General features: G+C 71.7%; 22 protein-coding genes and 1 pseudogene. 15 read left to right on the forward strand and 8 right to left on the reverse strand.

Annotated elements, in window-relative coordinates:
• From ACZ607_RS06485 to ACZ607_RS06500, 4 genes are all read right to left on the reverse strand, one after another.
• A partial coding sequence (locus ACZ607_RS06485) for a beta-ketoacyl synthase N-terminal-like domain-containing protein (protein ID WP_469732361.1) occupies nucleotides 1-3,754 on the reverse strand: 3,754 nt, incomplete at its 3' end.
• Between the two features lie 56 nt (nucleotides 3,755-3,810).
• Nucleotides 3,811-4,698, reverse strand: coding sequence for a thioesterase domain-containing protein (locus ACZ607_RS06490; protein WP_469732363.1), 888 nt, complete (start codon nucleotides 4,696-4,698; stop codon nucleotides 3,811-3,813).
• Nucleotides 4,682-4,948 carry an acyl carrier protein gene (locus tag ACZ607_RS06495; protein ID WP_099175149.1) on the reverse strand — a complete coding sequence of 89 codons (267 nt, stop codon included), beginning with the start codon at nucleotides 4,946-4,948 and terminating at the stop codon, nucleotides 4,682-4,684. The genes ACZ607_RS06490 and ACZ607_RS06495 overlap by 17 nt, the downstream gene beginning before the upstream one ends.
• Nucleotides 4,949-4,962: 14 nt before the next feature.
• The gene (locus tag ACZ607_RS06500) at nucleotides 4,963-6,264 is read right to left on the reverse strand and encodes an NAD(P)/FAD-dependent oxidoreductase (RefSeq protein ID WP_469732365.1); all 1,302 of its coding nucleotides are present in this window, start codon (nucleotides 6,262-6,264) and stop codon (nucleotides 4,963-4,965) included.
• Nucleotides 6,265-6,738: 474 nt separating this feature from the next.
• Between ACZ607_RS06500 and ACZ607_RS06505 the strand changes: the two genes are divergently transcribed.
• The 6 genes from ACZ607_RS06505 to ACZ607_RS06530 all read left to right on the forward strand — a co-directional run bounded on the left by ACZ607_RS06505 (nucleotide 6,739) and on the right by ACZ607_RS06530 (nucleotide 14,153).
• Nucleotides 6,739-7,149, forward strand: a complete 411-nt coding sequence (locus tag ACZ607_RS06505) for a DUF3291 domain-containing protein (protein ID WP_469732367.1) — start codon at nucleotides 6,739-6,741, stop codon at nucleotides 7,147-7,149.
• Entirely contained in the window at nucleotides 7,146-8,684 is a 1,539-nt protein-coding gene (locus ACZ607_RS06510; RefSeq protein ID WP_469732369.1) for an MFS transporter, read from the forward strand. The genes ACZ607_RS06505 and ACZ607_RS06510 overlap by 4 nt, the downstream gene beginning before the upstream one ends.
• Before the next feature lie 534 nt (nucleotides 8,685-9,218).
• The gene (locus tag ACZ607_RS06515; protein ID WP_469732371.1) at nucleotides 9,219-10,316 is read left to right on the forward strand and encodes a SagB/ThcOx family dehydrogenase; all 1,098 of its coding nucleotides are present in this window, start codon (nucleotides 9,219-9,221) and stop codon (nucleotides 10,314-10,316) included.
• Nucleotides 10,316-11,536, forward strand: a complete 1,221-nt coding sequence (locus ACZ607_RS06520) for a cupin domain-containing protein (RefSeq protein WP_469732373.1) — start codon at nucleotides 10,316-10,318, stop codon at nucleotides 11,534-11,536. The genes ACZ607_RS06515 and ACZ607_RS06520 overlap by 1 nt, the downstream gene beginning before the upstream one ends.
• Nucleotides 11,537-11,679: 143 nt before the next feature.
• Nucleotides 11,680-12,909: a JmjC domain-containing protein gene (locus ACZ607_RS06525; RefSeq protein ID WP_469732375.1), complete on the forward strand. Its 1,230-nt coding sequence runs from the start codon at nucleotides 11,680-11,682 to the stop codon at nucleotides 12,907-12,909.
• Nucleotides 12,906-14,153, forward strand: coding sequence for an MFS transporter (locus ACZ607_RS06530; RefSeq protein ID WP_469732377.1), 1,248 nt, complete (start codon nucleotides 12,906-12,908; stop codon nucleotides 14,151-14,153). The genes ACZ607_RS06525 and ACZ607_RS06530 overlap by 4 nt, the downstream gene beginning before the upstream one ends.
• Nucleotides 14,154-14,295: 142 nt before the next feature.
• Here the strand turns inward: ACZ607_RS06530 and ACZ607_RS06535 are convergent, their stop codons facing one another.
• The gene (locus ACZ607_RS06535) at nucleotides 14,296-15,273 is read right to left on the reverse strand and encodes an alpha/beta fold hydrolase (protein ID WP_469732378.1); all 978 of its coding nucleotides are present in this window, start codon (nucleotides 15,271-15,273) and stop codon (nucleotides 14,296-14,298) included.
• 296 nt (nucleotides 15,274-15,569) lie between these two features.
• Between ACZ607_RS06535 and ACZ607_RS06540 the strand changes: the two genes are divergently transcribed.
• Nucleotides 15,570-16,400: an alpha/beta fold hydrolase gene (locus ACZ607_RS06540; RefSeq protein WP_469732380.1), complete on the forward strand. Its 831-nt coding sequence runs from the start codon at nucleotides 15,570-15,572 to the stop codon at nucleotides 16,398-16,400.
• 50 nt (nucleotides 16,401-16,450) lie between these two features.
• Nucleotides 16,451-16,837 (forward strand): hypothetical protein, encoded by a 387-nt coding sequence (locus ACZ607_RS06545; RefSeq protein ID WP_469732382.1) that lies wholly within the window; start codon nucleotides 16,451-16,453, stop codon nucleotides 16,835-16,837.
• A gap of 56 nt (nucleotides 16,838-16,893) precedes the next feature.
• Here ACZ607_RS06545 and ACZ607_RS06550 read toward each other — a convergent pair whose 3' ends face one another.
• Nucleotides 16,894-17,472, reverse strand: a complete 579-nt coding sequence (locus ACZ607_RS06550; RefSeq protein WP_469732384.1) for a DinB family protein — start codon at nucleotides 17,470-17,472, stop codon at nucleotides 16,894-16,896.
• Nucleotides 17,473-17,520: 48 nt separating this feature from the next.
• Here ACZ607_RS06550 and ACZ607_RS06555 point away from each other — a divergent pair.
• The 4 genes and pseudogenes from ACZ607_RS06555 to ACZ607_RS06570 all read left to right on the forward strand — a co-directional run.
• Nucleotides 17,521-17,697: pseudogene (locus ACZ607_RS06555) on the forward strand (NAD(P)-dependent alcohol dehydrogenase); the annotation flags it as partial.
• Between the two features lie 28 nt (nucleotides 17,698-17,725).
• Nucleotides 17,726-18,556, forward strand: a complete 831-nt coding sequence (locus ACZ607_RS06560) for an AraC family transcriptional regulator (RefSeq protein ID WP_469732386.1) — start codon at nucleotides 17,726-17,728, stop codon at nucleotides 18,554-18,556.
• Between the two features lie 84 nt (nucleotides 18,557-18,640).
• A complete protein-coding gene (locus ACZ607_RS06565; RefSeq protein WP_469732388.1) occupies nucleotides 18,641-19,108 on the forward strand; it encodes a cupin domain-containing protein in 468 nt (155 codons plus the stop codon).
• Nucleotides 19,105-19,836 (forward strand): SGNH/GDSL hydrolase family protein, encoded by a 732-nt coding sequence (locus tag ACZ607_RS06570; protein ID WP_469732390.1) that lies wholly within the window; start codon nucleotides 19,105-19,107, stop codon nucleotides 19,834-19,836. Before ACZ607_RS06565 ends, ACZ607_RS06570 begins: the two co-directional genes overlap by 4 nt.
• A gap of 19 nt (nucleotides 19,837-19,855) precedes the next feature.
• On the opposite strand, the gene ACZ607_RS06575 is transcribed toward ACZ607_RS06570, so the two are convergent.
• Nucleotides 19,856-20,593 (reverse strand): SDR family NAD(P)-dependent oxidoreductase, encoded by a 738-nt coding sequence (locus tag ACZ607_RS06575; RefSeq protein ID WP_469732392.1) that lies wholly within the window; start codon nucleotides 20,591-20,593, stop codon nucleotides 19,856-19,858.
• Between the two features lie 83 nt (nucleotides 20,594-20,676).
• Between ACZ607_RS06575 and ACZ607_RS06580 the strand changes: the two genes are divergently transcribed.
• From ACZ607_RS06580 to ACZ607_RS06590, 3 genes are all read left to right on the forward strand, one after another.
• A complete protein-coding gene (locus ACZ607_RS06580; protein ID WP_469732394.1) occupies nucleotides 20,677-21,348 on the forward strand; it encodes a TetR/AcrR family transcriptional regulator in 672 nt (223 codons plus the stop codon).
• Nucleotides 21,341-21,721, forward strand: a complete 381-nt coding sequence (locus ACZ607_RS06585; RefSeq protein WP_469732396.1) for an FKBP-type peptidyl-prolyl cis-trans isomerase — start codon at nucleotides 21,341-21,343, stop codon at nucleotides 21,719-21,721. The genes ACZ607_RS06580 and ACZ607_RS06585 overlap by 8 nt, the downstream gene beginning before the upstream one ends.
• An 81-nt stretch (nucleotides 21,722-21,802) precedes the next feature.
• Nucleotides 21,803-22,237, forward strand: a complete 435-nt coding sequence (locus ACZ607_RS06590; protein WP_469732398.1) for a VOC family protein — start codon at nucleotides 21,803-21,805, stop codon at nucleotides 22,235-22,237.
• Nucleotides 22,238-22,285: 48 nt separating this feature from the next.
• On the opposite strand, the gene hydA is transcribed toward ACZ607_RS06590, so the two are convergent.
• Nucleotides 22,286-23,683: a dihydropyrimidinase gene (gene hydA / locus ACZ607_RS06595; protein ID WP_469732400.1), complete on the reverse strand. Its 1,398-nt coding sequence runs from the start codon at nucleotides 23,681-23,683 to the stop codon at nucleotides 22,286-22,288.
• Nucleotides 23,684-23,705: the final 22 nt, after the last annotated feature.

Here is a 23,705-nt window from a genome sequence, read left to right on the forward strand (position 1 = left end):
AGTCGATCCCGAGATCAGCCTCGACATCCATGCCCGGCTCAAGCATCTCCACCGGGTAACCGGTCTTCTCCGCCACGACCTCGAGCAACGCCCCGAGAACAGCAGCGTTCACCTCGCCAGAAGGAGCAGCGACCACAGGCCCCGGGGCCACCGGAGCGGCGGGAGCAACTGGGGCAGGATCGGCCGGGGACGCGGTCGCACCGGAAGCAGAGGCCAGGAAGCCGGCGATGTCATCCAGCGTCCGCAACTCACCCATCTGCTCCGGATCCACCTCACCGGAGACCGGGAAGCGCTCCTGGAGCGCGCCCATGATCTGGACCCGCTTGATCGAGTCGATCCCGAGATCAGCCTCGACATCCATGCCCGGCTCAAGCATCTCCACCGGGTAACCGGTCTTCTCCGCCACGACCTCGAGCAACGCCCCGAGCACAGCGGCATTCACCTCGCCGGACGGAGCAGAGACCACAGGCTCCGAGGTGACCACCGGAGTGGCGGCCGGGGCGTCCACCGGAGCGACGGCAACCGGCTCAGCAGGCTCGACACGCTCAACAAGCTCAACAGCCTCGACAGGCGCAGCAATCGCAGCCGGGGCGGCCGTCGGCGTCTCCTCGCCCTTCAGGGCGTCGATCAGGAGTCGCGTCGCGCGCTCGTGTGCCGTCGTGATCGACGCACCGTGCTGCTCGATGAGCCGCAGTGCCGCGTCGGCGTCGGGGTGGGTGCCGGAGCGGACCGACTGTTCGAGGGTCTGGACGGCCTCGCGGATCGTCTCGACGTGCGCGTCGAGGATCTCGGCCTGGAGGTCCAGCCCTTCCTTGGCCACCGCGCTCAGGCTCTCCGCGCTGTCCTCCGTCGACGGTGCCGGCGACTCGGGAACCGGCCGGGGGACCGACTCGGAAACCGGCTCGGGCAGCGCCGCCGGCAGCGCCTCACGCGCCGGCTCGGCAAGCGCGTCGCGGTACGCCGAACGGCGGGCGTCCGTCACGTAGTTGATGCCGCGCAGCGGAATCGCCATGCCCTTGCCCGGACGTACCTCGGGCACCTCGGCGCTGTGGTCGTCGATGCCCGTGACCGGGAGGCCCAGGACCGCCAGTTCGATGACGGCGCGCTTGAGGGCGATCTCGCCGTCCTTGGCGGGGCCGCCGTCGACCGCGACGGTGCGTACGCCCTCGCGGCCTTCGAGCACGCGGTCCACCAGGTCGGAGAGGACCCGCTTGGGGCCGAACTCCACGAAGACCCGGAAGCCGTCGGCGTACATCTCCTCGATGCGGTCGGCGAAGGCGACCGGACGCAGCAGCTGGTCGACCAGGGTGCGGCGGCTCTCGGCCTGGTCGGTGCCGTAGGAGGCGCCGGGGGTGTTCGCGTAGACGGGTATGCGCGGGGAGTTCAGGGCGACGCCCTCGACCGCCTCGCGGAACGCGTCGGCCGCGTGGGCGACGAACCGGGTGTGGAAGGCCGCGGAGACGGGGAGCCGCTTCGCGGGGACCTTGCCGCTCGCCGAGTCGGCGACCAGGCGGTCGATCTCGGCGGTCGGGCCGCCGACCACGATCTGGCCGGGGGCGTTGATGTTGCAGACCGACACGTCCCGGTAGCCGGCGACGAGTGCCTCGACCGCGCTCAGCTCACCGCGTACGGCGGCCATGGCGCCGGAGTCGTGGGTGTGGGAGGCGTCGACGGGCGGGGCCATCGCGAGTCCGCGGGCCCGGGCCAGCTCGGCGAATCCGTCGTCGTCGAGGACTCCGGCCGCCCACAGGGCGGTCAGCTCGCCGAAGGAGTGCCCGATGACGCCGTCGGGGGCGAAGCCGAGCTCCCTGAACCAGGCGAACTGCCCTGCGGACAGGGCGCCGATCGCGGGCTGGGCGAACTCGGTGCGCCGCAGCGATTCCTCCTGCGCCTTGCGCGTGGCGTCGTCGAAGGCGGGCGGCGGGAACACGACGCGGCCGAGGGTCTCGGCCCCCGCGGTCAGCCGGTTGGCCCTGTCGTACGCGGCGAGGACCGGCGGGACGGCGAGTGCGGCCTCGCGGCCCATGCCGACGTACTGGCTGCCCTGGCCGGCGAAGACCGCGGCGGCCTTCGTGCCGGCCGGGACGCCGGAGCGGCGGTACGTGATGCCCTTGGGGTGCTGCCAGGCGTCCGCGCCCGCCTTGGCGCGCAGCAGCTCGACGGCGGTGGTGCGCAGGGCCTCGAACTCCTCGTCGGAGCGGGCCACGATGCCGATGCGCGCGTCGCCCGCGGGGACCCAGCCCAGCGGGTCGGGTGCCGCGCCCTGCTCCAGGCGGCGGATGAGCGCCTCCGGGTCGGCGGCGTGCCACAGGCCGGTGCGGGCGACGGGGCCGAGCACCTTTCCGCCGGTGGTGTCGTGCTCCTCCAGGACCATGTGGAAGTTGGTGCCTCCGAAGCCGAACGAGGAGACGGCGGCCCGGCGCTTGTCGCGGCTCGGGTCGGCGATCCACGGACGGGCCTGGGAGTTGACGTAGAACGGGGTCTCGGCGGGGTCGACGGCGGCGCTGGGCTGCTCGACGTTGATGGTCGGCGGCAGGACCTTCTGGTGCAGGGCGAGCGAAAGCTTGATGAGCCCGGCCGCGCCGGCCGCCGCCTTGGTGTGCCCGATCTGGGACTTGACGCTGCCGATCGCGGCGTAACCGCGGGCGTCCTGGCCCTCGGCCACGAAGGAGCCGAGCGCGGAGAGCTCGGTGTGGTCGCCGACGGCGGTGCCGGTGCCGTGCGCCTCGAAGAGCTCGATGGAGCCGGCGGGGACGTCGGCGTCCTCGTAGGCACGGCGCAGGGCGAGCTGCTGGCCCTGGGCGCGCGGGGCGTAGATGCTCTTGAAGCGGCCGTCGCTCGACGTGCCGATGCCGCGCAGGACGGAGTAGATCCGGTCGCCGTCGCGCTCGGCGTCGGCGAGCCGCTTGAGGGCGAGCATGCCGATGCCCTCGCCGATCAGCGTGCCGTCGGCGGACTCGTCGAAGGGCCGGATGATCTGGCTCTTGGAGAACGCCGGGGTCTTGCTGAAGCACATGTACATGAGGATCGTGTTCTCGGCGTCGCAGCCGCCGGTGATCATCAGGTCGGAGCGGCCCTCGACGAGCTCGCTGACGGCGAGCTTGACGGCGGCGAGTGCGCTGGCGCAGGCCGCGTCCACGGTGCAGTTGGTGCCGCCGAGGTCGAAGCGGTTGGCGATGCGTCCGGCGACGACGTTGCCGAGCATGCCGGGGAAGGAGTTCTCCTCCCACGGGATGTACGCCTTCTTGAAGCGTTCGGCGACCTCCTCGGCCTGGGCCTCGCTCAGGCCGACGCTGCGGACGACCTCCTTCAGGACCGGCGTCTGGAGCCGCGCGGAGAGCGGCTGGGTCAGCGAGTTGGCGCCGGTGACGCCGAGGATGACGCCGGTGCGGGTCGGGTCGTACCAGCCCGAATTCTCGGTGCCCGCGTCGCGCAGGACGTCGCGGGCGACGGTCAGCGAGAGGAGCTGGAGGATGTCGGTGACCTCCAGGGTGTTCGGCGGCAGGCCGAACTCCATGGGGTTGAAGGCGATCTCGGGCAGGAACCCGCCGCGCCGGGCGTAGGTCTTGTCCTCGGCGGCGGGGTCGGGATCGTAGTAGTCGTCGAGGTTCCAGTGGGTGTCCGGGACGTCCTCGATGCAGTCGTTGCCGTCGACGATGTTGTGCCAGAACTCGCGCACGTTGCGCGACTGGGGGAACAGGCCGGCCAACCCGACGATGGCGATGGGTGTCTCGGCCAGACGTGAGTGGTGCACGACGGTCCTCTCGTTCAAGTGCGGCGGGTGGGCGGGGCGCGGGTCCATGGGGTGGTTCAGACGACGGCGGAGCCGGCCAGCAGTCCGGCGATCGCACTCACGGCCTCGGGGTCCCGGAGCATGGTGTAGTGGTCGCCCGGGACGCCCACCTGTCGTACGGGATGTGCGCTGAGACCGCTCCAGCCGAGGTCCCCGCTGGCGGGCAGCAGGGAGCGTTCCGGCTTGACGAGGGTGAGGGGGCGGTCGATCGGGCCCGGCTCGTACGGGGCGGTGCAGCGGTTGTTACGGGACAGTCCGCCCTGGTAGGCGGCGTACAGCTTGCGCAGGCCGGCGAGCTCGGTGCCCTGCGGCAGGAGCCCCTGGGCGACGGCGGCGTCGAGCACCTGGGGCAGCCCGTCCTCCGGTGCGGCGAGGGACGGGACGCTCACGGTGAGGGGCCTGCGCCGTTTGGCTCCCAGGTACATCGCGAACCAGTCGAGGAGCATCGAGGCGTCGAGCAGTTCGTCGGTGCGCTTGAAGGCCGGTACGGGGGCGATGCTGTCGAGCAGGACGAGGTCCCGCAGGACGCCGCCGCGTCCGGCCGCGTGGAGCCGGGTGGCGATCTGGTAGGCGACGACGCCGCCGAAGGACCAGCCGACGAGCGAGAACGGCGCGGAGTCGAGCCCCGCCGCCGCGAGTTCGGTCAGACAGCGGTCCGCCAGCGCCTCGACGGGCACGACGGGTGCGCGCGGGTCGAGGGCCGCGGCGAGGAACTCGGGGACGTTGCCCAGGTCGAGCAGGTGCAGGGCGGTGTCCTCGGGCAGCCGCGCGGCGAGCGCCTCCCACTCACCGGCCGCGAGTGCGCCCGGGTGGACGGCGCAGATCCGGTGGGCGGTCTCCCCGCCCGCGTCCCGCAGGGTGCGCAGGACGGGGCGGGGCGTGGACGGGTCAGGCCGCGGCGACATGGTTGGCGCTCTCCTCGGCGATGTGCTCGGAGAGCGCGGCGACGGTCGGGTGGTACCAGAGCGCGGTGGCCTCCAGCTCGAAGCCGAGCCACTTCTCCAGCTCGCCGGCGAGGATGAGGGCCTCGGTGGAGTCGAGGTCGAACTCGTCGAAGTAACGGTCGACGTCGATCTCGGAGGCCTCGACCTCCAGGCGGACGGCCAGCTTCTCTACCAGCCAGGCCTGTGCTTCCGATGCGGTGACGGTCTGCATGGGATTCCCTCGATTCACTTCTTGACGGCGGTGGGGCGGAGATCACGGGCGATGGACTCGGCGGCCTTGAGCCCCGAGACGAAGCCGGCCTCGTGGGACCCGATCAGGTCGTGGCCGATCTTCGGGGAGTGGAAGTACGAACCGGCGAGCTTGACGCGCCCGGTCTCGTTGACGGAGTAGATGGTGCGCTGCATGGTGCGCACGTCCAGGTCGATGATCGGGTGGGTGAACGGCAGCTCGCGGATGACGAGTTCGTCCTTGGGGACGATCGGCGAGTCGAGCGTGACGAAGTAGTCCTTGGCCGCGGTGAAGCCCTGGAGCGAGTTCATGTAGTACGCGACCCAGGTGCGGGTGCGCCCGTCGACGGTCTTGAGGCCGTAGTTCCAGCTCTGCCAGCGCTCCCGGTTGGGCGGCATGGCGGCCGGGTCGGTGTGCAGGACGGCGCTGGTGGAGCTGTAGCGGACCTTGCCGAGGATGTCGGCCTGGAGCGCGGTGGGCTGTTCGAGCATCGCGAGTGTCTGGTCCGCGTGCGAGGCCAGGACCGCGTAGTCGTAGCGCTCCTCGCCGTCGGCCGTGCCGATGACCACCCCGTCGGCCTCCTCACGGACCCGGGTGACCGGGCTGGAGGTGCGGACCTTGCCGTGGATGCCGGAGACGACCCTGCGTACGTACTCGATGCTGCCGCCGGCCACCGTCTTCCAGTTGACCGTGCGGCCGCCGAGGCCCCCGGGGTCGTGGGACATGAAGAAGGCGATGACGGTCGTGGCGGGCATCTCCCAGATGAGCTCGGCGGGGACCGACCAGACGGCGGTGGCGAGCAGCACGACGTACCCGTACTTGAAGGCGTCGGAGTAGCCGCCGCGTCGCAGGTACTCACCGAGCGCCATGTCGGTGCGCTTGCGCAGGAAGTCGCGCGGCGCCTCGCGGTGGAAGCGCTCCGCGTCACGCCACAGGGTGAGGAAGTCGGCGGGATAGCGCTTGGCTATCTCCTCCTCGGTGAGCTCGAACTCGGTCGTGCCGTAGTCGAGGCCACGGTCGAGGTCGAAGAAGTCGAATCCGCCGGTGTGGTCCAGGGCGGGGGCGCCGATCTCCTCGAAGAAGGCGGTGATCTGCGGATAGGTACGGGAGTTGAAGACGACGAAGGCGGTGTCGATGCCGATCGTCCGGCCGTCCTCCTCCTCGACCTCGACGGTCAGCGCGTGGCCTCCGGGCCGGTCGTCCTTCTCGTACACGGTGACTTCGACGTCGTCCGGCAGGTGGTGGGCGGCGGACAGTCCGGATATGCCGGCACCGACGACAGCGACACGGGTGGTCATGGCAGGCAGCCCTTCGGCGTGAGCGGTACTCGTGGAACCGGTCGCGCGACGCGACGACGGCTGGGGCGCAGAGGAGTGGGACCTCTGAGGAGGGAGTTCGCGTGTGCCCCGTACGGCGTTGACGGCCGGTGTGACGGCGTCGCTGCGACAGCGGGGTGGAGCGGCGGTGTGAACGGTGTGCCGGCGACGGGCCGGCATGGCCAGAAAAGTAGGTCGGCCGCCGCGTGGGGGTCAATCGCCGGATCGGGGATGACCAAACACCCATCGGATTATCCGATGGACCGAAAACCTGGTGTCCGGATTCGAACGTCTCTGCGCTCGTGACTGTTATTCAGCCAACTCCGCACACGATCCGAAGTTCATCCTCCGCGACTGTCCGGATCGCGGTCAGGGTGGGCTCTTGTAGGAGGCAGGTACCCCTGCCCCCGATGCCCAGTGTCACGCCGTAGCAGTAGTAGTAGAGGAGGGGCTTCCATGCCCACCATTCCCTGGATGCCAGGGGCAGCCGCCGACGAAGCGACCGCCGACTCCGGCCAAGCCGTGGTCATGGCTTCCAAGTTCCATGTCACCTCGTTGCTCCAGGTCCCCCGCTTCTTCCTCCTGTCGCTGGTGGTCTGGAAGCAGGTCCGGTCCGCGCCCGGCGTCATCGGCGCCTCGCTGCGCGCCGAGCCGCTGAAGAAGACCTTCTGGACCCTGTCGGCGTGGAGCTCCCAGGAAGCCCTGGACACGTTCTCGCGCTCGGAGCCGCACGCCGGGATCGCCGGCCGCCTCCGCAAGGTGATGGCCCGTTCGGTGTTCGTCTTCTACCCCACCGGCCGCGACCAGCTGCCCGCCGGCTGGGACGACGCGGTGAAGCGTCTGACCGAGAAGGAGGCGGGCCGATGAGCGCCGTCACGGGCCAGGCCGCCACGGACACTCCCCCGAAGCCGGTGATCCCGCGCGGCGCGCTGGTGCTGACCGCCGCCTGCCTCGGGCTGTTCATGTCCTTCATCGAGGTGACGGCCGCCATCTCGACCCTGCGCGCCCTGCAGGTCGACATGCACGTCGCCCCCGCCGACCTCAGCTGGGTGTCGAGTACGTACACCCTGGTCGTGGCCGCCTGCGTGCTCTCCGGTGGCGCGCTGGGCGAACGCTTCGGCCGACGGCGTGTCTTCGTCGTCGGCGTGGTGGCACTCGCCGCCGGCTCGCTGGTCGTCGCGACCGCGAGCGACTTCCCGCAGGTGCTCGTCGGCCGGGCGATCAGCGGCGTCGGCGGCGCACTGGTGCTGCCCACGTCGCTCGCCATCATCACCACGACCTTCTTCGTCGACCTGCCGCGCATGCTGCGCTACATCACCATCTGGGTCTCCATGTCGGGTGTCGGCCTCGCCGTGGGCCCGCTGCTCGGCGGCGCGCTGCTGGACCGGTTCGACTGGCCCGCGGTCTATCTGGTGAACGCCCCGCTCGCGGTGGTGACCGTGGCCGTCACCCTGTACGCGGTCAAGGAGACGAAGGTCCCCGACCGCGCTCTCGACCTGCCGGGCCAGTTCCTGTCCATCGTCGGCCTCGGGACGCTGGTGTACGGCATCGCCGTCGGTGGCCGTGAGGGGTACGGCGACCCGGTGGTGGTGACCACGCTGGTGGTCGCCGTGGTCGCGCTGACCGCACTGGTCCTCGTCGAGCGGCGGGCCCCGGTGCCGATGCTCGACGTACGGATGATGGCCTCGGTCCCGCTGTCCGCCACGCTGGTGGTGGCGGCCAGCGCGCTCTTCACCTTCGTCGGCGTCGTCTTCCTCGAAGTGCTCTTCCTGCAGCGGGTCCAGGGCGCCGCGCCCATGGACACCGGCCTCAAGCTGCTGCCCGCGATGATCGCCTTCGTCCTGTCCACCCTGGTGGCGCAGCGGATCGCGACCAAGGTCGGCCCAGGCCGGCTGCTCGCCGTGGGCTCCCTGGTCACGGCCGCGGCCGCGGTCGTCCTGGTCGGGCAGCAGCCCGACAGCTCGTACGGGATCACGGCCGTCGGCCTGGCGCTGCTCGGCCTGGGCAGTGGTCTGGTCGTCGCGCCGTCGACGGCGGCGGCGTTCGCCGTGGCGGAGCCTGCCCAGATGGGCGCGGCGTCCAACGCGGTGACGGCCTTCCGCCAGGTCGGCTCGGTGCTCGCCACCGCGATCCTGGGCGCGGTGCTCGCCGTACGGTTCATCGGCGCGCTGCCGGACCGGCTGGACACGGCACACGTGCCTCCGCAGGTCGCCACCCAGGTGGTGGCCGTGGCGCGGGAGGGCGGCAACAGCGCGGGCCGTTCCACACCCGAGGTCACCGAAGCCGTCGCCGCGTCGTTCAACGTCGGTATCCACACCGGTCTGTGGGTCGTGGCCGGCGTGTCCGCACTGGCCGCCGTACTCGCTTTCGCATTCGTCTCCCGCAAGGCCAAGGCAAGTTAGGATTCGGAATTCCTGATAAGGCTTCAGGAATTCCGATGCCGCGCAGAACCTCCCCCGAAAACTATGTACTCGGCGCCACAGCGGTGGTGTCATTGAATCAACGCGGAGAACCCTCCGCGTTGATTCAAGAATTCGAGGGGAGGTAAGAAGATGGACATCGTCATCATCGAGGACCGCGAGGTCGTCGCCCACCACCCGAGCCTCTGATACGAGAGCACCGGCCGCCCTGGCCCCCGCACCGCGGGGGTCGCGGCCGACTCGTCCGGCATCCGCCTCCCGGAATTCAGCTTGAAGAATTCCGACGGGAGGTAAGGAGACGGACATCGTCATCATCGAGGACAGCGAGGCCCTCGCACATCACCAGGGCCTCCGAGAGAAAAGGCCCCCGCATTTCTGACGAGGGGCCCGGGCAATGAACGTTCCGGCTGCGAGACGGGCTGTGTCTCGCAGCCGGGCGTGCCCCGCCACTTGACTGCGCACCTTCCACCGTAATGCCCCGCAGCACGTCCAGGAAACAGACGAGGAGATTCGACCATGAAGGTCCGCCGCAGGGATCACCTGGTCTGCAGCTGGCATCAGGACGGGCTGCGCATGGGAATTCCCGGACACCGCCGCTGGATCGAGGTCACCCCCGATCTGCTCGACCTCCTGTCGAAGGCCGGCGACGGGGCCGACACCGACGAGCTCGCCGCACAGTTCCCCGCCGAGGAGCGCGACCGTGTGCGCACCGCCGTGGGGACCCTCACGGAACTGGGTGTGCTGGTGCCCCAGGAGGGTGCTCCGCCGCTCCCCCCGCTGTGGGAGCGCTGGGGCGCCGTCGCGGAGCGCTTCCACGACGAGGCCCGCAACGCCAACTACCTGGTGCACTCCCCCGCCCGCGTCGAGCTCGTGGAGGACATCGTCACCGAGGGCGGCTCCCCGGACATCTTCAAGGAGTACCCCGACAAGCCCGTGGTGATGCTGCCCCGCCGGCCGCTGCGCCTGGACGAGCGGGTCGAGGAGGTCTTCGCCACCCGGCGTACCCACCGCCGCTTCACCGGCGCCCCCGTCTCGCTGGACCAGCTCGGCACCCTCCTCTTCCACAGCTTCGCGCCGCACCGCTTCATCCACGGCGGCCCGTTCGGCGCCCAGCAGTGCCGCGTCAGCTCCTCGGCCGGCGGCCGCCACGAGGTCGAGGCGTACGTCGTCGTCTACGACGTCGAGGGGGTCCAGCCGGGCCTCTACCACTACTCGGCCGCCCGCCACGCCCTGGAACTGCTCGACCCGGACGCGCCGCGCGAGCGGGTCGCCGAGCTGACGTACCACCAGGAACCCTCGTACGAAGGCGCGTTCACGGTCTTCACCACGGCCGTCGCCAACCGGCTGGCCTGGAAGTACCGCCATCCGCGCGCCTACCGGCTGTGGATGTACGACGCCGGCCACTACGGCCAGACCTTCGCCCTGGCCGCGACCGCGCTGGGCCTCGGCCCCTTCCAGACGGTCGCCTTCGCCGACAGCGAGGTGGAGCGGTTCCTCGGCGTCGACCCCGACGAGGAGTTCGCCGTGTACCTGCTCTCGGCGGGCGTACCGGAGCGTCCCGGTCCCCTGGTCCCCACCGATTTCGCCTTCCCGCCACCGTCGGAGGTGCGCTGATGAGCACGGCACCGAGCGAGACCGCGGAGGCCGTCCGGACTCCCGTACCCGCCGATTCGCACGCCCCTGACGCCGGTGGTGAGCTCGCACGGCTCGTGGGTGACCCCGGGACGTTCCTGCGGGAGCACTGGACGAGCACCCCGCTGCTGCGGCGCGCCGCCTCGGCCGACGCCTTCGCCGGGCTCCTGACGCTGGCCGGTGTCTCCGACCTGCTCACCACCCGGGCGCTGCGGCTGCCCCACGTGCGTCTCGTGCGGGACGGACAGCAGGTGGCCGAGGGCCAGTACACCGGGGTGCGCGCCATCGGGCACGGCACCGTGACCGACGCGATCGTCCCGGAGAAGGTGCTCAGCCACTTCAGCCTCGGCGCCACGCTCGTCCTGGACGCCGTGGAACTGCTCGTGCCGTCCGTACGGGCGCTCTGCGAGCGGCTCTCCGCCTCCCTGGCCTGCCCCGTGGACGCGGTGGCCTTCCTCACCCCGCCCGACCGCAAGGGGCTCTCCCCGCACATCGACGACGAGGACGTCTTCGTCCTCCAGCTCTCCGGCACCAAGCAGTGGACCGTGCACGAGCAGCTGCGCCCGGTCCCGCTCACCCCGGGCGTGCTGTCCCCGTCCGCCCTCGGCCCGGTGGCCCTCACCCCGCTGCTGAGCCCGGGCGACGTGATGTACGTACCGCGCGGGACACCGCACCACGCGGTGTCCACGGGGGGCCACTCACTGCATCTCTCCCTCGCCGCCCGGCGCCCCACCCTGGGCACGCTCACCGCCGACACCGTCCTGGCCGCGTTGCGCGAAGCCGCGCCGGACGGCGACCTGGACAGCCTCGCCCCCGCCGAGGAGATCGGCGCCCTGGTGCGCGAACGCGCCACCCGCGCCCTCGGCCTGCTGACGCCCGCGCCCGCCGCCCCCGGCAGCGCGGACGCGGAGGGCGCCCCTCTGGCCGCCGTACTGCACGGCCTGGACGCCCTGGCCGCCCCCGGCGCCCGCTACGCGGCGACCGGCGCGATCTCGCTGCACGACGGGGAGGACGGCACGGTCGCGGCCGACTTCGGACGCTTCCGCGCCCAGTTCCCGGCGACCGCGCGCCCCGTCCTTCGACGCCTCGCCGACGGGGAGACGGTCCACGCGGGCGACTTCGACCCGGACGACCCGCACGCCGTGGCGGGCGGCGCACTGAGCCAGCTCCTGGTGCGCGGCGCCCTGCGCCTCGCCGGCTGACCCCGCACCCCACCGCGAGGCCCGCACCCTCACGCCCGTACCGCACCACCCGGCACCCGTACGCCGGCCGCACACCGTCCGGCGAGGCCCACACCGGCGCCCCGAACCGAGCAATCTGACCGAGCCCCCGAAGGGAGCGGACCATGGCCCTGGAACGCTGCGTCTCCACCTCCCCCGACGACTTCCGCGACCGGATCTTCGGCCGTCGGCATCTGCACAGCACGGCGGCCGAACTCCCCGGGGGCTTCGCCGATCTCTTCTCCCCCGAGGCGCTCGACGACGTGCTCGCCACCGGGCTGCGCACCTCCTCGATCCGGCTGCTCCGCGACAACGTCGAGGCCCCCGTCACCAAGGGCACCGTCACCGAGGAGGGTGACAGCCCGGGGAGCCCGCCGTTCGTGTCGACGGACACCGTGCGCGCGGCGCTCGCCTCGGGGCACACGCTCATCATCCGTTCGCTCCAGCGCATCCACCCTCCGCTGCGCCGCCTGGCGCACGAGCTGTCGGCCGAACTCGGCCACCCCGTACGGATCAACGCCTTCATCACCCCGCCGCACTCGCAGGGCGTCGACCTCCACTACGACGTCGAGGACGTCCTGGTCCTGCAGATCGCGGGCAGCAAGAGCTGGGAGCTCCGCACCCAGCCGTTCACCGACCCGCTGCCGCGCCACGCCTGGTTCCACTCGACGGACCGCCGCCGGGACGAGCTGCGCTCCGGGAGCGAGCCGCTGGCCGAACTGGTCCTGAACGAGGGCGATTCGCTCTATTTCCCGCGAGGGACCTTCCACTCGCCGCGCACCCGGGAGGACCTGTCCATGCATCTGACCATCGCCATACCCCCGGTCACCCGTCACGATCTGCTCACCGAGCTGGTGGCCCAGGCCGTCGGCGACGACGACTGGCTCCGGGGCACCGTCTCGCTCGACGACCTGGAGAACGACGGGGACCTGGCCCGCGGCCTCCTCCTGGAGGCCGCGGAGCGCCTGGCCTCGTCCGCGAAGACCGCCGATACGGCCGACGTCCTCTGGGCCGTACGCAAGGCCGCCTTCAGGTCCGTGGTCCCGGAACCCGTCCCCGTGCTCCCCGGCACCGGCGCGGGCGGGCCCTACCGGCTGCGTGACGGCGCCGTGTTCCGGGTGACGGAGGAGGACGACGGCAGCGCGCTGCTGACGACCCGTTCGCACGCCGCGCGCCTTCCCGCGGCGGTCGCCCCCGCGCTGGAATCCCTGCGGCGCGGCCCCGAGCTGGACTTCGGCGCGCTGGTCGACGCACTGGGCGTCAACGACGCCACCGAGGTCTCCCAGGCCCTGGTCGGCATCGGGCTCGTCAGCCCCGCGGGCCCGGCCGACCGTGACGAGGAGACCGCGGCATGAGCACCGACCTCACCGAGAAGAGGACCGGCCCGGACGTCGCCGGCACCCTGCGGGCGCATCCCCGCTTCGTGCGGGTCTGGCTGGGCCAGGCCAGCGGCGCCGTCGGCGACCAGCTGCTGCCGGTGGCGCTGAGCCTGTACGTGCTGCACGCCGGCGGCGGTGTCGCCGAGGTCGGTCTGGTGCTCGGCGGCCGCGCCGTGTCCCTCGTGCTGTGTCTGCTGGTGGGCGGCGTGCTGGCCGACCGGCTGAAGCGTACGCGCATCCTCTTCGGCGCCGATCTGTTCCGCGCCGTGCTGATCCTGACGGCGGCCGCCGTGCTGCCCTGGCTGCCGCTCACCGCGGTGCCGCTGCTGACCATGCTGATGGGCGCGGGCGAGGCGATGTCGCGCCCGGCCGCCCGCTCCCTGATCCCCACGCTGCTGCCCGACGCGCTGCTGGAGCGGGGCAACGCCCTGGTCGCCGCCGCGCACCGCAGTTCGGCCGTGCTGGGCGCCCTGCTCGGCGTCTCGCTGGTGGCCCTGATCGGGACCCGCTGGGCGCTGATCCTGGCCGGTGCGGTCTTCGCGCTGGGCGCGCTGACCGTCCTCAACGTGCCGGAGAACGCGCCCGGTACGCCGGGAACGCGGCGGCCGGTGCTGGCCGACGCCGCGCACGGGCTGCGCGCGGTACGCCGCCGGCCGTGGGCGATGGCCGTCATGTTCACCGTGTGCCTGCATCTGTTCGCCGGCACGGCGACCGCGCTGACCCTGCTGCCGGTGATCTCCCGGGAGCACTTCGGCGGTGACGTCGCCTACGGCGTGGTCCTGGCCTCCATGGCCGTCGGGGCGCTCCCCGCGATCGTGGTGGCGGGCCGCTGGCGGCCCAGGTCACCGGGCACGGTGGCCATGCTGATACTCACCGTGTACGCCCTGGTCCCCGTCTCGCTGGCGGCGCCCTTCCCGCTCGCGGGGGTGGTCGTCTGCTTCGCGCTGGGCGGCTTCGTCGTGGAGCTGTACTTCGTGTACTGGGCGAGCGCGCTCCAGCGGACCTTCCCCGGCGACGTCCTGGGCAAGGTCTTCGCCCTGGACCAGCTCAGCGCGTACGCCCTGCTCCCCCTGGGCTACGCCCTCGTCGGCCCGGTCGTCGCCACGTTCGGCGCCACCGCCACGCTGCTCGGCGGCGGTGTCCTCGTGGCGGCCTCCAGCCTGCTGTGCCTCCTCGTCCCCGGGGTCGCGCAGCTCGGCGGAGGCGACCGGGCGCGCTGAACGGGCTTCCCCCCGGAGCCCGTTCGGCGACCCGCCGGGGCGGTGCCGGGCCGGTCCGTCGGGCACTCCCCCGACGGACCGGTTCCGCACCGCCCCGTCGGCGTCGGCCACCGACCAGCCCGGCTGCGGACTCGCCGTGTGCTCAGGCGCGGGAGCGGCGGCTGCCGAGGACCAGGACGGTGCCACCGGTGAGAGCGAGCAGGGCGGCGCCGCCGAGCGCCAGGGTCCGCGGGGAGGCTCCCGTACCGGCGAGACCCGGGCGGGTGTCGTGGGCGGCCTGGAGGATCAGGTCGGTGATGTCACCGGGGTTGGTCTCCATCACCGCGTGCGGGGCATCCACCTCGACCGTGGTGGAGCCGGCCCGCTCGGCCATGAACCGCAGGTTCTCGGTGCCGATGGTCCGGTCGTCCGTGGCGACCAGGTACCAGGACGGGATCGTCTTCCAGGCGGGCGTCCCGGACTTCTCCGCGCCGGTCACCGCTGTCGCGGGGCGCTGGGAGGCCGCCAGGACGTTGGCGCGGCTCGCGTCGAGCCGGTTGCTCAGGAACACGTCGCTGAACTTGTCGGGCTTGACGTACAGGTCGACGTCGGTGGGGCCGCCGCCGAGCGGTACGGCGTCGAGCGCGGTGGGGACGGGGGCCGCGGGGTCGTCCGTGAGGCGGCTGCCGGGGTACTTGGCCGCCAACTGGAGGGTGGCCTCACCCCGGTCCGGGGCGAACGCGGCGATGTAGACGAGGGACTTGACGTTCGGGTTGCCGGTGGCCGCGTTGGTGATGACGGCGCCGCCGTAGGAGTGGCCGACCAGGACGATCGGTCCCTTGATCGTCTTCAGCCGGGCGGCGAGGTAGGCGGAGTCGCCGGTCAGGCTGCGCAGCGGATTGGCGGTGGCGACGACCGGATACCCCTTGGCCTGGAGGCTCTCGGTCACCTCGCTCCATCCGGAGGCGTCCGCCCAGGCGCCGTGCACGAGCACCACGGTCGGCTTGGCGCTGGTGTGCGGCTCCCCGCCGCCGGGGCCCTCGGAGGCCGCGGAGGGCCCGGCGGATATCAGCGCCGCCGCGGGGAGGAGCAGGGCGAGGGGGAGAACGCGTCGGATGCGTGCGGGTCTTGGCTGCGTCATGACCGCTCTTTCGAGGAGGAGGGGCGGAACGCTGATGACACTGCCGCCGGGAGGAACGCCCGGCACCGTCAGACGGTCCGGGCGGGTGAACGGGGTGGACCCACGCCACGAAATGATGCTTTTGAGCCTTGAAGGTATCGTTTGAAGCGTTTGCTCGAGGTCCTCGTCCTCCTCGACGACGGCGTACTCCGCCTCCCGGGAGGCACACGAACAGCACACGCACACCCGCACGCCACCGCTCCCCCGTATCACCGCGGTCCCACCGCACGAGCGCGATCCCAGCGGAAGGATTGATCATGGGCACGATCACCACCATCGACGGCACTGACATCTACTACAAGGACTGGGGCCCGCGCGACGCCCAGCCGATCGTGTTCCACCACGGCTGGCCGCTCAGCGGGGACGACTGGGACAGCCAGATGCTCTTCTTCCTCGGCCACGGCTACCGCGTGATCGCCCACGACCGGCGGGGGCACGGGCGCTCCAGCCAGAGCGCAGACGGGCACGACATGGACACCTACGCCGCCGACGTGTGGGCGCTGGCCGAGGCGCTCGACCTGCGGGGAGCGGTGCACATCGGCCATTCCACCGGCGGCGGCGAGGTCGCCCGTTACGTCGCGAGGTCCGGGCCCGGGCGGGTGGCGAAGGCGGTACTGGTCAGCGCGGTGCCGCCGGTCATGGTGAAGTCCGCGTCGAATCCGGGCGGCCTGCCGATCGAGGTCTTCGACGGGTTCCGCGCCTCCCTCGCGGCCAACCGCGCGCAGTTCTACATCGATGTGCCGGCGGGCCCGTTCTACGGCTTCAACCGCCCCGGCGCCGAGGTGTCGCAGGGGCTGATCGACAACTGGTGGAGGCAGGGCATGCGGGGCGCGGCCAACGCCCACTACGAGTGCATCAAGGCCTTCTCGGAGACCGACTTCACCGAGGACCTCAAGAAGATCGAGGTGCCGGTCCTGGTCGCCCACGGCACCGACGACCAGATCGTGCCCTACGAGGACGCGGGGCCGCTTTCGGCGAAGCTTCTGCCCAACGGCAGGCTGAAGAGCTACGAGGGCTACCCGCACGGCATGCTCTCGACGCACCCCGAGGTCCTCAACCCCGACCTCCTGGCGTTCGTGAAGGAGTAACCGCACACGGGACCCGCCTGCTCGTCCGGAGGCGGGGTACGCGCTGTGCCATGACGCAGGCACGCGCATTACCCGACGACGCGACCGAGTGGTGGATCTACCTCGGCGTACTGGCCCTCTACCTGCTCGCCCGCTGGCTCCTCGCCTGGAACCAGGCGAGGAGGGAGGGCGCCGAGCACCCCGTGCGCGCGGCCTTCGACGACGAGGAACCCCAGGAGACGAGCGCGGGGGTGGCCGCCGTGGGAAGCTTCCGCTCCTACCGGCAGCTCCTGGGGTTCGCGGCCGGTGCGGTGATCGTCGCCCTGGTCGCCGCCCTGACCGAGGGAGGACTGCGGCTGGCCCTGATGTGCACCCTGATCCCGGTCGTCGTCGTCCTGCTGGCCTACCTCGACTTCCGCCGCGCACGCACGCAGCGACTCGGGCAGGCGCGCACCTGAATCAACGGGGTCCTCGGGTGGCCCTGATCGGCACACGTCACCGGGCGGGCCAGTTCTCAGACGCGTGCGGCCGACCTGGCGGCCCGCTCGACCTTCGCGCGGTAGGCCGCCCGGGCCTCCTCGTCGATCCGCTCCTCGTGTTCGGCGCGCAGCCCGGTCCGGCCGTCGAGGCCCTCGCGCAGGATGTCGGCGTGCCCCGCATGCCGGACCGACTCGCCGAGGACGTGGACCATGACCGCGAACAGGTTGGTGTCGGTATAGGGCTCGGGCCACCACGGCACGTGGCCGGGGGCGTCGAGCGGAAGCTCGGTGATCGTCGCGTCCGAGTGTTCCCACACGCGCCGGTAGAACCCGGTGATGTCATCGCGGGTCTCGTCCTCGGTCACCCACAGATCACTGCCGTCGGCGTCCCGCCACCGGAGCAGCGGCTCCGGGTAGGGGCGGTCGAAGACCTCGCCGAAGTACCTGGCCCCGACGGTGGCCACGTGTTTGACCAGGCCGAGGAGGTTGGTCCCGGTCGCCGTCAGGGGCCGGCGGACGTCGTACTCGGACAGGCCGTCGAGCTTCCAGAGCAGCACCTCGCGTTCGCGCCGCAGTCTCCCGTGCAGGTTGTCCTTCGCGAATTCGTCGATCATGCGGCATGAGCCTGCCATGCGCCCCTCGCGGCCTCAAGATCCCGTACAGGCCGTCGGGCGACAGCCGAGATGCTCCGGTTCTGCGCCGACAACGGCATCGCCGCGGACATCGAAGCGCTCCCGTCCTCACGGGTGGACACCGCGCTCGACCGCCTCCGGCGCAACGACGTCCGCCACCGCTTCGTGCTCGACCTGTCCGACCTGGACCGAGGAGACGCACCCTGAGGACCCGCCCCTTCGTACACTGACGAGGGTGGAAGACCATACGGCCACCAGGATCGAGGCACGCCCGGCGCCCGCCCTGCGGCGGTACGTCGGCTCGTACACCGGGTTCGACCTCCGCGGGTTCCCGGCGGGGGTGCACTGCGGTCCGCCCGGCCGCATGCTCACCACGGTGATCAGCCTGTCGGGCCCTCTGGAGATGGCGGCGGGCGTCGACGACGGGTCACCGGTCACCCGGTTCGACGGCGTGGCCGGCGGTCCGATGTCCCGGGCCGTCGCGATCCACCACGACGGACGCCAGCAGGGCGTGCAGGTGTCACTGACACCGCTCGGCGCCCGGGCCGTCTACGGAGTGCCCGCCGCAGCGCTCGCCCACCGGCTGGTCCCCCTCGACGAGCTTCTCGGAGCGCTCGGCGTCGAGTTGGTCGACCGGCTGAGAGCGGCGACGACATGGGCCGCCCGGTTCGCCGCGCTGGACGAGTCACTTCTGTACGCCGTCGGCCGGGGCGGCGACCGCGTGCCCCAGGTGCGCCCCGAGGTGGCCGAGGCCTGGCGCCGCCTCGTCGCCGCGCGGGGCCGTGTCCAGATCGGCACGGTCGCCGCGGAGCTGGGCTGGAGCCGCCGGTATCTCACCGATCGGTTCCGGGGCGAGGTGGGGCTGTCGCCGAAGACCTTCGCCCGGGTTCTGCGCTTCGAGCACGCGCACGACCTGGCGACGGCGCGCGCCCCGCTCCCGTGGGCCGAGGTGGCGACGGTCTCGGGCTACGCCGATCAGGCCCATCTCGTACGGGACTGGAGCGAGTTCACCAGCCGGTCACCGACGGTCTGGCGTCGCGGCGAAGTCCTCCTCGGCACCGGGTAGTCGCCGGCCCCTCCGCCCGTCGCGTCGGCCTCCGTTCCCTTTCCTTCAAGACCACCCGACCGCCGTCCTGTGACGATCGTCGGCATGAGACTCCTCGACAACGCATCCGACGCCATCGACCTGCGGACCACCCCCGTGCACCTCGGGCTGGGATCGAGAGCGAAACCCGTCGAAGGTTTCGCCTGGGACCCGGAGGTGCTCCAGGCCTACGGCGCCGCGGTCGCGGCGGACGGCGCCGAGGGCCGGATGGTGACGCTCTTCGACGGCGACGGCCCCGGCGACCACTGGGAGCGCCACCCCGCCGGCGACGAACTCGTCGTCTGCCTCAGCGGATCGGTGACGGTCACCCGCGACGTGGACGGGGAGCCCGACCGCGTGGTGCTGGGGCCGGGCGAGGCCACCGTCAACCCGGCCGGGACATGGCACGCCGTCGACCTGACGGGACCGTCGTCCATCCTGACCATCACCGCCGGCCTCGGCACCGACCACCGCCCCCGGACCGACGGCCGCCCGAGCGAGCACGCCGGCACGCCCGGCCCGCGAACGCCGTGACGACGCGCGTCGCGTGCCTCGGCGACAGCCTCACCCGCGCACAGTTCAGCGTCGACTACCTGGACCTCCTCGAACGGCGCCACCCGCCCGGCGACGTACGCCTCGCCCGCTTCGGAGTCAACGGCGACTTCGTCCACAACCTCTCGCAGCGCCTCGACGCCGTCGTCGCGGAACCGCCCGACCTGATCACCGTCTTGATCGGGACGAACGACGCCCGGGCGAGCCTCGCCGGCTACCCCGTCGAGCGGGCCATGAAGCGCAAACAGCTCCCACGGCGCCCGTCGGCCGGCTGGTTCCAGCAGTGCCTGGGCGCCGTCGTCGAACGGCTGCGGACGGAGACCGACGCGACGATCGCCCTGCTGTCGCTCCCGGTCCTCGGCCAGGAACTCGACGGAGCGGCGGCGCGGGCGTCGCGGACGTACAGCCGGATGATCGCCGAGGTAGCCGCCACCCAAGAGGCGGCTTATCTCCCGCTCCACGAACGCCAGACCGAGGAACTGCGCCGAGCGGAGCCGCCGCCCCTCCCGTACCGGGAGCTGACGCCCGCGGCGGGCCTCGGCGTCCTCGTCCGGCACGCCGTGCTGCGCCGGAGCCTCGACACGATCTCACGGCGCCGCGGGCTCCTGCTCACGACCGACCACATCCACCAGAACAGCCGCGGCGCCGCCCTGGTCGCCGAGGTCATCGACACCTGCCTGCCGCCCCGGAGCGCTCGGCGGGCGCCATGAGCGCACCACCGGCCGTCGCTCAGGCGCGGGTGTAGCCGCCGTCGGCGAAGAGTTCGGCGCCGGTGACGAACGACGAGGCGTCCGAGGCCAGGAAGAGGGCGGCCTCGGCGATCTCCCCGGCGTCGGCCAGCCGCCCCAGGGGCACGACGGCCTCGGCGAACCGGTCGGCGTCCGCCCCGGCGGCGCCCAGCAGGCCAGGGGTCCGCGTGGGCCCCGGGCTGAGCACGTTGACCCGGAACCGGCGCTCCCGGGACTGCCGGGCCCAGTTGTGCACGAGGTTGCTCAGCGCCGCCTTCGAGGCGCTGTAGACCTCGAGGTGCTCGTTGGGCCGCACGCTGTTGCTCGAACCCACGACCACGACGGAGGCGTTCTCGGCCAGCAGCGGAAGAGCCTTCTGGACGGTGAACAGCGGGCCCTTGACGTTGACGGCGAGCGTCAGGTCGACGTTCGCCTCGGTGTGGGCGCCGAGCGCGGCGTCCGCGACGATGCCCGCGTTGGCCACCAGTACGTCGATGCGGCCGGCCTCCTCGCGGACCCGCTCGTAGAGCGCGTCCAGGTCGGCCAGGACCGAGGCGTCGGACCGTACACCGGTGGCCGCGGGGCCCAACTCCTTCACCGCCGCGTCGAGGCGGCCGGCGTCCCGGCCGGTCACGAAGACCCGTGCGCCCTCCCGGACGAAGCGGTGGGCGATGGCCAGCCCGATCCCGCTGGTCCCTCCGGTGATCACGGCCACCTTCTGCTGCAGCACACCTGGCATGTCGAACCCCTTGGTTATGGAATGGATCGTCCACAACGTAGGTCGTAATGGACGATCGAGTCAAGAATGGGTAGGCTGCGGCCATGCCGAGACCACGCGCATTCGACGAGCACCACGTCCTGGAGCGGGCCCGGGAACAGTTCTGGGCGACGGGCTACGCGGGGACCCGCATGGACGACATCGCCCGGGCGACCGGCCTGGGCAAGGGCAGCCTGTACGGCGCTTTCGGCGACAAGGGCAAGCTGTTCCACCGCGTGTTCGGCGACTGGTGCACGGCGGTCGTCGAGGTGGCCGAAGGGCGGCTGTCGGGCGGCCCGGACGCGGAGGCGCTGGCCCGGCTGTCGGAGTACGTGCACCTGATGGCGGAGAACACCGCCTCCGACACCGGGCGCCGCGGCTGCCTGCTGGCCAAGGGCGCGGCGGAACTGGCCGAGCACGACCCGGCGGTCGCCGGACGCTCGGCCGAGACCATGACGGCACTGATGACCTTGCTGCGTACGGAGATCAGCGCCGCCCAGCGTCACGGCGACATCGACGACGCCGCGGATCCGGAGCGGCTGGCGGCGCTGCTGCTGACGGTGGTCCGCGGTATCGAGGCGGTCGGCAAGGCCGGCCTGGCCCCGGAGACGGTGCGCGCCGTCGCGGACACGGCACTGGCACTCCTGCCGGTGCCCGGTGGGCGGAACACCCCGCAACCGGGCGCGGTCCGGCCGACGAGGACCGACGAGCGAGCGAATGAGGCCGGACATGAGTGAACCGACGAAGCCCGGGGTCCAGCTTCCGGAGGGTGACGCCCCCGCCGAACTGACGATCCGCGACCTCGTCGTCGGGGACGGGCTGGAGGCGAAACCGGGCCGGGTCGTCCAAGTGCACTACGTCGGGGTGACGTTCGGGTCCGGGAAGGAGTTCGACGCCTCCTGGGACCGGGACAGGACGTTCAAGTTCGCCGTGGGCGGCGGCAAGGTCGTCAAGGGCTTCGACCGCGGCATCAGAGGGATGAAGGTCGGCGGCCGGCGCGAGATCGTCGTTCCCCCGCGCCTCGGCTACGGCAACCGGTCACCCTCGTCGTCGATCCCGGCGGGCTCGACCCTCGTCTTCGTGGTGGACCTGCTCTCCGTCGCGGTCTGAGCCCTGGGAGTACGTCCGCCGGCAACGGACCACCTGGAAAAAGGAGCGGCACGGTCCCCCGGTTCGCGGTACGGTGCGCCGATGCCAGCGATCAAGAAGTTCCAAGTCACCTTCGACTGCGCGGATCCGGAGCGCGTCGGTCGCTTCTGGTGCGAAGTGCTGGGGTATGTCCCCCCGGAGCCGCCGGAGGGGTTCACCACCTGGGACGACTACAACCGCACCCTGCCCGCCGAGAAGCGGGGAGCATGGTTCGCGTGCAGTGATCCCACCGGCGTCGGCCCTCGCCTGTACTTCCAGCGCGTCCCCGAGGGCAAGGTCGTCAAGAACCGGGTGCATCTCGACGTCCGGGTCGGCACCGGCCTCGTGGGGGACGAGCGCCTCGCCGCGCTCGAAGCCGAATGCGCGCGGCTGATGGCGCTCGGCGCGACCCATGTGCAGACGCTGTACGCCGACGAGGAGAACGAGTCGTGCATCCCGATGCTGGACATCGAGGGCAACGAGTTCTGCGTCGACTGAGCACTCTCCGAGCCGGGGCGGCGACAGCGCCCCGGCTCGTCCCGTGTCTCACAGGTTCTGGCACAACCCCCGTGGCACGTAGGCCCCGTGCCCCGCGTGTCCCACGTACGCGCCGTCCTCGATGACCGGGACCCCGCGCGAGAGGACCGTCTCGACCCGTCCGGTGATCCGTTTGCCCTCGTACGCCGAGTAGTCCACGTTCATGTGGTGCGTCTCGGCCGACAGCACCTGCTCGGCCTCCGGGTCGTACACCACGATGTCCGCGTCCGTGCCCGGCGCGATCGTCCCCTTCCGGGGGTACAGGCCGAACATCCGGGCCGGTGCCGCGCAGGCGATCTCGATCCAGCGGCGGCGGGTGAGGTTCCCGTCCACCACCGCCTGGTGCAGCAGATCCATCCGGTGTTCCACGCCGGGCATGCCGTTGGGGATCTTCGAGAAGTCCCCCCGGCCCATCTCCTTCTGGCCCGAGAAGCAGAACGGGCAGTGGTCGGTGGAGACCACCTGGAGTTCGTCGTTGCGGAGCCCGCGCCAGAGCGCCTCCTGGTGCTCCCTGGGGCGCAGCGGGGTCGAGCAGACGTACTTCGCGCCCTCGAAGTCCGGTTCGGCGAGGTTGTCCGTGGAGAGGAAGAGGTACTGCGGACAGGTCTCGCCGAAGACCGGGAGCCCCTTGTGGCGGGCGGCGGCGATCTCGGCGACGGCTTCGTCGGCGGAGACGTGGACGACGTACAGCGGCGCTCCCGCGACCCTGGCGAGCTGGACCGCGCGGTGGGTGGCCTCGGCCTCCAGCGCGACCTTGCGCACGTCGCCGTGGTAGCGGGGGTCGGTGCGCCCCTCGGCGAGTGCCTGCTCGACGAGGACGTCGATGGCGATGCCGTTCTCCGCGTGCATCATGATCAGGCCGCCGTTGCCGGAGGCCCTCTGCATGGCACGGAGGATCTGGCCGTCGTCGCTGTAGAACACCCCCGGGTAGGCCATGAAGAGCTTGAACGAGGTGATGCCCTCCGCGACCAGGCGGTCCATCTCCTTGAGCGAGGACTCGTTCACGTCCGAGAGGATCATGTGGAAGCCGTAGTCGACGGCGCACCTGCCGTCGGCCTTCTCGAACCAGGCGTCGAGCCCTTCGCGCAGCGGGCGGCCCCTGGTCTGGATGGCGAAGTCGACGATCGTGGTGGTGCCGCCCCAGGCCGCCGCCCGGGTGCCGGTCTCGAAGGTGTCGGCGGCGTAGGTCCCGCCGAACGGCATCTCCATGTGCGTGTGCGCGTCGACGCCGCCCGGGATGACGTACTTCCCGGTGGCGTCGATCCTGCGCTCGGCGGTCCAGCCGGCCGCGGCGTCGGTGCCGGGTGCGGCGAGGGCGGCGACACGGCCGCCCTCGACGAGTACATCGGCGTGGATCTCGTCCGACGCGGTGATGACGAGTCCGCCGTGGATGACGGTGCGGCTCATGTGCCCCTCCTGGTGCGTGATG

This window comes from Streptomyces sp. NPDC104381, from assembly GCF_055583745.1.

What these genes read in the sequence shown, in the direction of transcription:
- ACZ607_RS06490 (WP_469732363.1), bottom strand. Translation starts at nt 4,698, where the DNA reads ATGTCGCCGCGGCCTGACCCGTCCACGCCCCGCCCCGTCCTGCGCACC.
- ACZ607_RS06495 (WP_099175149.1), bottom strand. Translation starts at nt 4,948, where the DNA reads ATGCAGACCGTCACCGCATCGGAAGCACAGGCCTGGCTGGTAGAGAAG.
- ACZ607_RS06500 (WP_469732365.1), bottom strand. Translation starts at nt 6,264, where the DNA reads ATGACCACCCGTGTCGCTGTCGTCGGTGCCGGCATATCCGGACTGTCC.
- ACZ607_RS06505 (WP_469732367.1), top strand. Translation starts at nt 6,739, where the DNA reads ATGCCCACCATTCCCTGGATGCCAGGGGCAGCCGCCGACGAAGCGACC.
- ACZ607_RS06510 (WP_469732369.1), top strand. Translation starts at nt 7,146, where the DNA reads ATGAGCGCCGTCACGGGCCAGGCCGCCACGGACACTCCCCCGAAGCCG.
- ACZ607_RS06515 (WP_469732371.1), top strand. Translation starts at nt 9,219, where the DNA reads ATGAAGGTCCGCCGCAGGGATCACCTGGTCTGCAGCTGGCATCAGGAC.
- ACZ607_RS06520 (WP_469732373.1), top strand. Translation starts at nt 10,316, where the DNA reads ATGAGCACGGCACCGAGCGAGACCGCGGAGGCCGTCCGGACTCCCGTA.
- ACZ607_RS06525 (WP_469732375.1), top strand. Translation starts at nt 11,680, where the DNA reads ATGGCCCTGGAACGCTGCGTCTCCACCTCCCCCGACGACTTCCGCGAC.
- ACZ607_RS06530 (WP_469732377.1), top strand. Translation starts at nt 12,906, where the DNA reads ATGAGCACCGACCTCACCGAGAAGAGGACCGGCCCGGACGTCGCCGGC.
- ACZ607_RS06535 (WP_469732378.1), bottom strand. Translation starts at nt 15,273, where the DNA reads ATGACGCAGCCAAGACCCGCACGCATCCGACGCGTTCTCCCCCTCGCC.
- ACZ607_RS06540 (WP_469732380.1), top strand. Translation starts at nt 15,570, where the DNA reads ATGGGCACGATCACCACCATCGACGGCACTGACATCTACTACAAGGAC.
- ACZ607_RS06545 (WP_469732382.1), top strand. Translation starts at nt 16,451, where the DNA reads ATGACGCAGGCACGCGCATTACCCGACGACGCGACCGAGTGGTGGATC.
- ACZ607_RS06550 (WP_469732384.1), bottom strand. Translation starts at nt 17,472, where the DNA reads ATGATCGACGAATTCGCGAAGGACAACCTGCACGGGAGACTGCGGCGC.
- ACZ607_RS06565 (WP_469732388.1), top strand. Translation starts at nt 18,641, where the DNA reads ATGAGACTCCTCGACAACGCATCCGACGCCATCGACCTGCGGACCACC.
- ACZ607_RS06575 (WP_469732392.1), bottom strand. Translation starts at nt 20,593, where the DNA reads ATGCCAGGTGTGCTGCAGCAGAAGGTGGCCGTGATCACCGGAGGGACC.
- ACZ607_RS06580 (WP_469732394.1), top strand. Translation starts at nt 20,677, where the DNA reads ATGCCGAGACCACGCGCATTCGACGAGCACCACGTCCTGGAGCGGGCC.
- ACZ607_RS06585 (WP_469732396.1), top strand. Translation starts at nt 21,341, where the DNA reads ATGAGTGAACCGACGAAGCCCGGGGTCCAGCTTCCGGAGGGTGACGCC.
- ACZ607_RS06590 (WP_469732398.1), top strand. Translation starts at nt 21,803, where the DNA reads ATGCCAGCGATCAAGAAGTTCCAAGTCACCTTCGACTGCGCGGATCCG.
- hydA (WP_469732400.1), bottom strand. Translation starts at nt 23,683, where the DNA reads ATGAGCCGCACCGTCATCCACGGCGGACTCGTCATCACCGCGTCGGAC.